We start from the raw sequence: 9,719 nt of genomic DNA, 5'->3' as shown, positions 1-9,719 counted from the left end.
GGGGCCGGGCTGGTGCGGTCGTGGAACGACGGGCCCGGGGCCGCGTGGCGACCGGCGCCCCGGGACGGGAAGTCGAATTCCTGCCCTTCGTCGCCGAGCGCGCGCATCGCGTTGCGCAGGGCGCGACTGTCCGCGGTGACGCTGCGGGCCAGGGGTATCGCCATCGCGAGCGCGACGACCCCGGCCGCGATGCACACCACCAGCGCGACGCCGAAGTCGTGCTTGGAGAGGAACATCTTCTGCGCGGCGGCGAGCACTCCGGCGACCATCGCCAGCACGGTGAACATGGCCACCGCGAAGAGTTTCAGGCGCATCGAGCGGCCGCGCAGCATCCGCAGCACGAGCAGGCCCAGCACGCCGACGCCGATCGAACTGCCGCCACCGATCAAGACGATCAGGACGTTGTCGCTCACTGGTGCGCTCCGGAAGGCGGGCCGGGTCGGGCCGGGTTGGTGGACGGACGGGACGGGCTGGCCGGCGGGTGGTTGCCGGACGCGTTCGGGGACACGTCAGCCTGACCACGTTGGCCGCGCTGCGCCGGTTCAGTGCGGCCGGCCCCGGCGGGCGGCCCCAGCGCGTCCTGCGCCTCGGGCGGGTCGAGCCGGTAGCCGACGCCCCAGACGGTGACCAGCAGCCGCGGCTCGGCCGGGTCCTGCTCGATCTTCTCGCGCAGCCGGCGCACGTGCACCGTCACCGTGGACTGGTCGCCGTAGTCCCAGCCCCAGACCAGCTGCATCAGCTCGGCGCGGGTGAAGGCCTGGCCGGGGTGCGCGAGCAGGAAGGCGAGCAGGTCGAACTCCCGGCCGGTGAGCGAGAGCGGCTCGCCGCCCCTGGTCGCCTGGTGGCCGGTGACGTCGACCTCGAGGTCGCCGACCCGCCGGATGTCGGCGGCCTGGTCGGGCGGGGCCGCGGCGTGCCTGGCCCGGCGCAGCACCGAGTTGGCGCGCAGGGACAGCTCGCGCGGGCTGAACGGCTTGGTGACGTAGTCGTCCGCGCCGAGTTCGAGGCCCAGGATCCGGTCGTGCTCCTCGCCCCGCGCGGTCAGCATGATGACCGGAACGGGGCCGAGCCTGCGGATGCGCCGGTAGACCTCGAAGCCGTCGAATCCGGGCAGCATGAGATCGAGCACGATCAGGTCGGGCCGCTTGAGGTGCGCGGAGGCGACCGCGCTCGGCCCGTCCGCGGCGAGCCTGACCCGGTGGCCGCAGCGACGCAGATATGCGGCGACGACCTCCGACACGGTGGGGTCGTCGTCGACGACGAGCACGTCAGCGCTGGCTTCCATTCCGACCACTCTAAGCCGCGGCGCAAGGCCCGGAGCCCTCGCGGCATGCGGTTCTTTACTCCGTAAGAACTGGCGGACCTGGCGATTACGGAGCTCTTACGGCCGCCGCCGAAGACGGGCCTTCCGGCGGCGCGGCTGACACGGTGGTGCGCTATGGGCTCCACAAGATCTACCGGGCGAGGTTCGGGCAGTTCTCGGCACACCGACACGGCGCAGGCCGCGCCGCCCGGGACGATACCGGCACCGAGGTCGGCGCCGGACCGCCGCGACCCGCACGAGGCCGGCAACCGCGAGCCCGCGTCAAGGCCAGTGCCAGAGCCTTACGTTCCCGCGGAACAGAACACCCGATCCCGGCTGCGCGCGTCAGTGATGACGGTTCTGTGCGCCTTCGCAGTCGCGGGAATCGTCACCTGCCTCGCCGAACGCGTGCACCTCCCGCCGGCGCACGGCTCGGTCTGGCCGACGATCCTGCTGTTCGGCGGGGCGTGGCTCGCCTTCGCGGCCGCGGTCTTGCTGGTGCGCAAGGTTCCGGTACGCGCCGCCGTCGTGCTGATCCTGCTCGGCGGGCTCGCGGCGGGCATCGCCAGCGCCACCGCGCCCGAGCGCACCAGCGACGACCTTTACCGCTACGTCTGGGACGGCCGGGTGCAAGCCGCCGGGATCGACCCCTACGCCTACGTCCCCGCCGCACCGGAGCTCAACGGGCTGCGCGACCCCTGGCTGTGGCCGGAGGAGAAGACGCGCTGGTGCGTCGGGATGGGGCAGCCCAATCTGGACGGCGGCAGGCTGATCGGCGGCTGTTCGCTGATCAACCGGCCCGCCGTGCACACGATCTACCCGCCGGTCTCCGAGGCCTACTTCCTCGCCGTACACGCCGTCTCGCCGCCGGGCAGCCGCTACAAGCCGATCCAGCTGGCGGCGGTGCTGCTCGCCCTCGCCACGACGATCGCGCTGCTGCTCGCCCTGCGCAGGCTCGGCCGCAACCCGCGGCTCGCGGCGCTGTGGGCGTGGTGTCCGCTGATCGCCTTCGAAACCGGGAACGGCGCGCACGTCGACGTGCTGGCCGCGCTGCTCACCGTCGGCGCGCTGGGCTATCTCGCGCTGGCGGCGCGGACCGACCCGGGCAGCAAGCTCGCGCGCCGGCGCTACCTGATCGGCTCGTTGATCCTCGGTCTCGGCGTCGGCGCGAAGCTGACTCCGGCGATGGCGATGCCGGCCGTGCTGCGACGCCGGCCGATCCTCATCGCCACGACGGTCGCCGCGACCTTCGTGGCCGTGTACGTGCCGCACGTGATCGCGGTCGGCGCGAAGGTGATCGGTTTCATCCCCGGCTACATGCGCGAGCAGGGCTACCAGGGCGGCGGCGGATTCATGCTGCTCAACGCCGTGCTGCCGGACGCGTGGTGCGGCGCGGCGGCGGTGCTGATCGTCGGCGCGACCAGCCTGGCCGTGCTGTTGCGCGGCGATCCGCGCCGGCCGTGGCGCGGGACGCTGGTGATCGCGGGCGTGACGATGTTCGTCACGACGCCGGTCTTCCAGTGGTACGCGATCCTGCTCGTCGCGCTGGTCGCGCTCGACGGCCGGTGGGAGTGGCTGGGGCTTGCGGTACCGGTCTTCATCTCCCAGATCACGCAGCCGCTCGATATGGACCTGGTCAACTCCCTGCGATGCGGTTACGGCTTCGCACTGATCGTCGTGCTCACCGGGACGGCTTTGCGCATACGGCGGCAGCGGCGCACGCCCGACGCGTCCCCTGCGTTCGACGCCTTCTCGGTCACCACCGATCACTCATCCGCCGCCGAACTCTCCCCCACTCCAGTCTTCGCTGCCGAGGAGCCCGCTGTGCCACTCGTCGATGTCATCCTGCCGTGCCTGAATGAGGAGGGCGCGCTGCCCTACGTCCTGGGGCGTCTGCCCGAGGGATATCGAGCGATCGTGGTGGACAACGGGTCCACCGACGATTCCGCGCGGCTGGCCGCCGAGCTCGGCGCGCTGGTCGTGACCGAGCAGCGGCGCGGGTTCGGCGCCGCCTGCCACGCCGGGCTTTCCGCGGCGACCGCGCCGGTCGTCTGCTTCTGCGACTGCGACGGCTCGCTCGATCCCCGCCAGCTGCCGCGGGTCGCCGACCCGGTGCTGAAGGGTGAGTCAGACCTGGTGCTCGGTCGGCGCCGCCCGGTCGGCGCCGGGGCGTGGCCGCCGCACGCGCGGTTCGCGAACCAGGTCCTCGCCTTCCGGCTGCGGCGCGCCGGAGTGCAGGTGCGCGATCTCGGCCCGATGCGCGCGGCGCGCCGGGAAGCGCTGCTCGAACTCGGCGTCGCGGACCGTCGCTCCGGTTATCCACTGGAGACCGTGCTCGCGGCCGCGCGCTCCGGATGGCGCATCGACGAGACAGAGGTCGAGTACGCGCCGCGCACCGGCAAGTCCAAAGTCACCGGGACGCTCACCGGCACCCTTCAGGCGATCCGGGACATGAACCGGGTCTGGCGGGAGGCGACCAGTCGATGAGCACCCTGATCGTCATCGCCAAGGAACCGGTCCCGGGCCGCGTCAAGACCCGCCTCTCCCCGCCGTTCACGCCGATGCAGGCCGCTTCGTTGGCTCGGACCGCGCTGCTGGACACGCTGGACGCGGTCCGCCGGGCGCCGGCCGATCACCGGCTGCTCGTGCTGGACGGCGAAGCAGGGGACTGGCTTCCGGCCGCGCTGCGGGACGGCTTGGAGATCGTGCCTCAGGTGCCGGGCACGTTGGATCTGCGGCTGGCGGCGGCGTTCGCCGAAGCGGCCCGCATCGATCGCGGCCCCGCGTTGCTGGTCGGGATGGACACGCCGCAGGTGATGGCCGAGGTGTTGGCCAAGGGCCTGCTGGCGCTCGGAGCGGGCATGGCCGGCTCCGGGACGGCCGGTTCATACGCCGACGCGGACGCGGTCTTCGGCCCGGCCGAGGACGGCGGTTTCTGGGCGCTGGGGCTGCGCGAGCCGGGTCACCCTCGCGTGAACGACCTGCTCGTCGGCGTGCCCATGTCGCGCGAGGACACCGGCAAGCACCAGCATGACCGACTCGTCGCCGCCGACCTGCGCATCAGCGTCCTGCCGACGCTGCGGGACGTCGACCACGAGGCGGACGCGCGGGCTGCCGCGACGCAGGCTCCGGATTCCCGCTTCGCCGCCCTGCTCGGCCGCATCGTGCCGGGCCGGGACGAACCGAATACCACAGCCGAACCCAACGCCACAGCCGGGATCGCATCGCCGGGTGCTGACACCCATGACGACGCGCACGCGACGGCCGCGAGCTGGAGCGGGCCGGTCTCGTCAGGGTACGAACGCGCCTTGTGGCAGACGATCGACCGCGGCCCACGGCACGCGTCGTACTCCTCCCGCACCTCGGCGCAAGAGCACGAGCCGATTCTGCTGCGCTGCGAAAGCGGCGCGGTCTTCCATCTCGACGTGGCGAAGTACGCGGCCGCTCCGGACGAGACCGACAGTTCCCTGCTGGACCGATGTACCGGGCCGACTCTCGACATCGGCTGTGGACCGGGCCGGCTCGCCGCCGAGCTGGCCCGGCGCGGCATCCCGTCGCTCGGCGTGGACGTGACGCCGGTCGCGCTGCTCATCGCCCGCGCCGCCGGAGCGACCGCGCTGCGCCGCTCGGTGTTCGACCGGCTGCCCGGCGAGGGCCGCTGGCCGTACGCGCTGCTTATCGACGGCAACATCGGGATCGGCGGCGATCCGCAGGCGCTGCTCGCCCGCATCAAGGCCCTGCTGCGCCCGCGCGGCGGCCGGCTGCTGGTCGAGACCGCGGCCGGTGAGCTGGACGAACGGCACGAGCTGCGCCTCGGCGAGCACGGCGCGCCGGTGCCGTGGGCCAGCGTCGGCGCGAGCGCGCTGCTCGCGCTGGCCCGGCCGCTCGGCTTCCGGCCCGAAGCGAGCTGGGAGTCGGCCGGGCGCAACTTCACGGCCCTGGCCACCTGACCGGGCCGACGGCCTGACCAGCGCTGGCGATGTGATCAGCGCTGGCGACCCGATCAGGCCGAGACCAGCGACCCCAGCGGCGCGTCCGGATCGGCCAGCCGCTCCGGGTCGACGCTCTGCCCCGACTCGATCAGGGCGCGGATCTGATCGCCGACGTCCCAGACGTTGACGTTCATCCCGGCCAGCACCCGACCCCCGGCGAGCCAGAAGGCGATGAACTCGCCGCCGGCCGGGTCGCCGCGGGTGACCAGCCGGTCGTAGCCGCCGGGCTCGACGTAGCCGAGATACTCCATGCCGAGGTCGTACTGGTCGGTGAAGAAGTACGGCAGCCGGTCGTACTGGGCCTCCTCGCCCAGCATCGCCGCCGCGGCCACTGCGGGCTGGTTGAGCGCGTTGGCCCAGTGCTCGACCCGGATGCGCTTGTCGTATTTCGGGTGGTGCGCGCGGGCCACGTCGCCGGCCGCGAAGATGTCCGGGTCCTCGGTCCGCAGCGAGGCGTCCACAAGCACGCCGTCGTCCACGGCCAGGTCGGCGTCCTCGGCCAGCTGCGTGTTCGGCGCCACGCCGACCGCGACCAGGACGGCGTCCGTCGGCAGGACCGAGCCGTCGCGCAGCCGCACGCCGGTCGCGTAGCCGCCCTCGGTGGTGATCTCGTTCACGACCTCGCCGAACCGGAATTCGACCCCATTGCGGCGGTGCAGCTCGGCGAAGTGCCGGCCCATCTCCGGGCCGAGCACGCGCAGCAGCGGCAGCTCCGCCGTCTCCACGACGGTCACCTCGACTCCCGCGCCCCGCGCCGCGGCCGCCGCCTCAAGCCCGATCCAGCCGGCGCCGATCACGACCAGCCGCTGGATCTGGCCGAACAGCGCCTTCAGCCGCTCCGAGTCGTCGATGGTGCGCAGGTAGAGGACGCGGTCCGCGTTTCCGCCGAGCACGGGGGGGTGGCGCGGGCTGGCGCCGGTGGCGAGCAGCAGCTTGCTGTAACCGAGCCGCGAGGCGTCGGCCAGCCGGACCTGATGCGCCGCGCGCTCGATCGAGGAGACGTGGCTGCCGAGCCGCAGCTCGACCTCGTGCTCGGCATACCAGGACTCCGGGTGCACGAACGCCTTCTCGCGCTCGCTCTTGCCGATCAGATAGTCCTTCGAAAGCGGCGGGCGCTCGTACGGCAGGTGCTCCTCGTCGCCGATCAGCACGATCCGGCCGTCGTACCCCTTCGCGCGCAGCGCCTCGGCGGCCTTGGCGCCGCTCAGGCTCGCTCCGACGATGACGATTGGTTCGGACGCTGGCATCGGTTCTCCTCGTCGCCGCGACTTTCCCCTGCTCGATCAGGGCGTGGCGCGGCGGACGCGTGTGTGACGCCCGCGGCACCCACGGTGACCAGGTTAACCGCAAAGCGGTCACAGCATCAGTTATCGCCCGCGTAACTAAGTAAGGCGTCACCGGACAGCGAACTGATCGTGATGGTGCGCGACGACGAATCGTCCTCGATGCTCTGCTCGACGTTGCGGTTGCCGGACGATGTCTGCCCGGAGACGCGGTACGTCGCGCCGTGCGGGACGGTGACGATCACGTTGCCGGAGGCGACCGACGCGGAGACCGAGGTCGGTGCGCTCGTGAACGCGAGATCGACGTCTCCGGAAAGGGTTTGAGCGGTGGCTTGCTGCGAAGCGAGCCCGGCGCCGTGGATCTCGCCGGAGTCCGCGCGGGCCCAGAGCGTGCCGCTGTCGTCTTCGAGATCGATGTCGCCGGACCGAGCTCGGGCGTTCACGCTCCCGGTCATGCCCCTGACCTGCAGTGAGCCCGAGTCGAGGGTGGACTGCACGGATACCGTCGCAGGCACAGTCAGCACCAGGCTCGCGCCGCACGGATTGACCACCGTGAACGAAGGCGCCGCGCAGTCCTCGTTGATCAGCAGCGTGCCGCCCTGCCAGGTCTCGGTGATCTGCGGCTTGTTGACGGTCCAGGTCAGGGTCTGGCGCAGCGAGACCTCATCGCCGCCCGCGGACGGCTGAACGGTGAGGTCGCCGCCGGTCACGTAGACCTCGACCGACGCGATCGCGTGGTGGTCGCTCCAGGTCGTCGTGACCGTCTGCGCGGCGAGCCAACCAATCTGCGGCAGGCCGACCGCCGCGATCGTGACGACCGCCGTCGCCGCCGCGATACCGAACCACAGCGCGCGCTGTCCTTTACGGCCGGCGCTGCCATAAGGCGGACCGCCCGCGACGAGCGGATCCTGCCCGACCGCGCCGCCGGCCGCGTACGGCGGTCTGGCGTCCTCGACGTCAAGGTACTCATTCACCCTGGCTACCTCCGTTGCCCCGTGGGTAGTTCAGACGTGGGTAGTTCAGAAAGCACGGTCAAGAACCGCTGCCCAGGAAGCGCAGCACCGCCAGGACCCTGCGATGGTCACCCTCGTCGGGCGGCAGGTCGAGCTTCGTGAAGATGTTGTTGATGTGCTTGCCGACCGCGCTCTCCGTGATCACCAGGATCTGCGCGATCCGGGCGTTCGAGCGGCCCTCCGCCATCAGCGCAAGCACGTCGCGCTCGCGCGGCGTGAGCCGGTCCAGCGGATCGTTGTGCCGCCGCAGCAGCAGCTGCGAGACGACCTCGGGGTCGAGCGCGGTGCCGCCGGCCGCGACCCGCTCGAGCGCGTCGATGAAGTCCGTCACGTCGGCGACGCGGTCCTTGAGCAGGTAGCCGACCGCGGCCGTGTTCGTGGCCAGCAGGTCCGCGGCGTAACGCTCCTCCACGTACTGAGACAGCATCAGGACCGCGACCTCGGGCCAGGCGCGGCGGATCACCATGGCCGCGCGCACTCCCTCGTCGGAGTGTCCCGGAGGCATGCGCACGTCCACGACGGCGACGTCGGGCCGGTGCTCCTCCACCGCGGCCAGCAGCGCCTCGGCGTCGCCGACCGCGGCCACCACGTCGATGCCGGAGCCCTCAAGCACCCGGGTCAACCCCGCGCGCAGCAGCACGGAGTCCTCGGCGATCACAGCACGCACGGCAGCTCCACGGTGATGACGGTCGGGCCGCCGACCGGGCTGGTCAGGGCGAAGGTGCCGTCGACCGAAGCCGCGCGGCGGGCCAGGCCGGCCAGGCCGGAGCCGCGGGCCGGGTCCGCGCCGCCGACCCCGTCGTCCACGATCCGCAGCCGCAGCCGGCCGCGCGTCTGTACGACCTCGACGTCGGCCTGGGCCGCCTCGGCGTGCTTGGCGATGTTGGTCAGCGCCTCGGAGACCACGAAATACGCGACCGCCTCGACCGCGGGGGCCGCCCGCTCGGGCACCTCCACGCTCAGCCGGACCGGGAACGGGGCGCGCGCGGCGATGCCGGAGAGGGCCGCGTCGAGCCCGCGGTCGTCGAGCACCGCGGGGTGCAGTCCGCGCACCAGGTCGCGCAGTTCGGCCATCGCTGCCTTCGCCTCCTCGTGTGCGGCCCCGATGACGGCGCCGGCCTCCGGCGGCAGGCCGTCGAGCTGGGAGCGGGCCATGCCGAGGTTGATCGCGAGCGAGACCAGCCGTTGCTGCACGCCGTCGTGCAGGTCGCGCTCGATCCGGCGGCGCTCGGCGTCCACGGCGTGCACCAGCGCGGACCGGCTCTCGGTCAGGCCGGCGACCCGCTGTTCCAGCTGTACCGCGCGGTCCGGCCCGAGCAGCGCCATGGCCGCCCGCTCATCGAGCGCGGCGATGATCCCGGCAAGCCATGCGGACAGCCAGAGGGCGGCGACTCCCGCCGCACACAGCAGCACGTCACGAGACGCGGCACCGGGCGTGCGCAGCGGCGAGTGCGGAGGCAGCGCCGGGGCGATCGCGGGAAGCAGCAGCAGCACGAAACCGGCGCCGCCGAGCAGGATCATGCCGAGTCCGGCCGCCGCGAAGGCCGGGGCCGCGACGAAGTGGTAGCCGAGCTGCCGCCAGGCGTCGCCGGTGCGCAGCGTCACCAGGAAAGCGCGCCAGCTGGCCGGCTGCGCGTCAGGGGCACCCTCGGTGCGCAGCTCAACGCCGAGCAGTGCGCCGAACCGGCTGCGCTGCATGATCGTCGCGAACCGCAGCAGGTGTGGCAGCAGGATCGCGCCGAGCGCGACCGCGAGCGTGGAGACGGACCACCACAGCTTCGAGTCCACGATCAGCGCGAGCACGAACACCACCGCCCAGCTGCTTCCGGCGGCCACGAAGGCGGCGTCGCGCCAGACCAGGCGGGAGAACGGCCCGCGTAGCAAGGGCGCGTGCCGCGACGGCCCGGCGCCGCCTGCCGAGCCGGCGGCCGCGGCGCCGGAGCGCACCCCCGTGGCGGCCGTCATGATCGCAACCAAGTCATGGCTGGAAGCCTATGCAACGCCGGCGCACCCGACCATGCGGCGAGGCTCCGTAGCCGAGGTGGGGCTAGCCATACCCCCGACTCGGTATCGGGCGCTACTGACCGGGACCCGCGCGCCCAGCAGGCTGGAGGGCACGCAAGTCCGA

Annotated in this window: 7 protein-coding genes and 1 pseudogene; 2 read left to right on the top strand and 6 right to left on the bottom strand. The window is 72.4% G+C overall.

Annotated features, from left to right (window positions below):
* Positions 1-413: pseudogene (locus VFB40_RS12035) on the bottom strand (hypothetical protein); the annotation flags it as partial.
* Positions 410-1,285, bottom strand: coding sequence for a response regulator (locus VFB40_RS12030; RefSeq protein WP_324849972.1), 876 nt, complete (start codon positions 1,283-1,285; stop codon positions 410-412). The gene VFB40_RS12030 and the pseudogene VFB40_RS12035, both read right to left, overlap by 4 nt.
* Before the next feature lie 1,842 nt (positions 1,286-3,127).
* Between VFB40_RS12030 and VFB40_RS28545 the strand changes: the two genes are divergently transcribed.
* Together VFB40_RS28545 and VFB40_RS28780 are read left to right on the top strand one after the other, a co-directional pair.
* Positions 3,128-3,790 (top strand): glycosyltransferase family 2 protein, encoded by a 663-nt coding sequence (locus tag VFB40_RS28545; RefSeq protein ID WP_349261444.1) that lies wholly within the window; start codon positions 3,128-3,130, stop codon positions 3,788-3,790.
* The gene (locus VFB40_RS28780; RefSeq protein ID WP_324849969.1) at positions 3,787-5,253 is read left to right on the top strand and encodes a DUF2064 domain-containing protein; all 1,467 of its coding nucleotides are present in this window, start codon (positions 3,787-3,789) and stop codon (positions 5,251-5,253) included. The genes VFB40_RS28545 and VFB40_RS28780 overlap by 4 nt, the downstream gene beginning before the upstream one ends.
* A 53-nt stretch (positions 5,254-5,306) precedes the next feature.
* Here the strand turns inward: VFB40_RS28780 and VFB40_RS12015 are convergent, their stop codons facing one another.
* From VFB40_RS12015 to VFB40_RS12000, 4 genes are all read right to left on the bottom strand, one after another.
* On the bottom strand, positions 5,307-6,542 hold the full coding sequence (locus VFB40_RS12015; RefSeq protein WP_324849967.1) for an NAD(P)/FAD-dependent oxidoreductase: 1,236 nt from the start codon (positions 6,540-6,542) through the stop codon (positions 5,307-5,309).
* A 116-nt stretch (positions 6,543-6,658) separates the two neighbouring features.
* Complete coding sequence (locus tag VFB40_RS12010; protein WP_324849965.1) at positions 6,659-7,552, bottom strand: DUF4097 family beta strand repeat-containing protein; 894 nt, start codon at positions 7,550-7,552, stop codon at positions 6,659-6,661.
* Between the two features lie 58 nt (positions 7,553-7,610).
* A complete protein-coding gene (locus VFB40_RS12005) occupies positions 7,611-8,258 on the bottom strand; it encodes a response regulator transcription factor (protein ID WP_324849963.1) in 648 nt (215 codons plus the stop codon).
* The gene (locus VFB40_RS12000; protein ID WP_324849961.1) at positions 8,246-9,556 is read right to left on the bottom strand and encodes a sensor histidine kinase; all 1,311 of its coding nucleotides are present in this window, start codon (positions 9,554-9,556) and stop codon (positions 8,246-8,248) included. The genes VFB40_RS12005 and VFB40_RS12000 overlap by 13 nt, the downstream gene beginning before the upstream one ends.
* Positions 9,557-9,719 lie beyond the last annotated feature (163 nt).

This window comes from Actinocrinis sp. (assembly GCF_035650855.1).
Classification (GTDB): domain Bacteria; phylum Actinomycetota; class Actinomycetes; order Streptomycetales; family Catenulisporaceae; genus Actinocrinis.
Note: the sequence above shows the minus strand (reverse complement) of the source record. Positions and strands in the feature narration are given on the sequence as shown.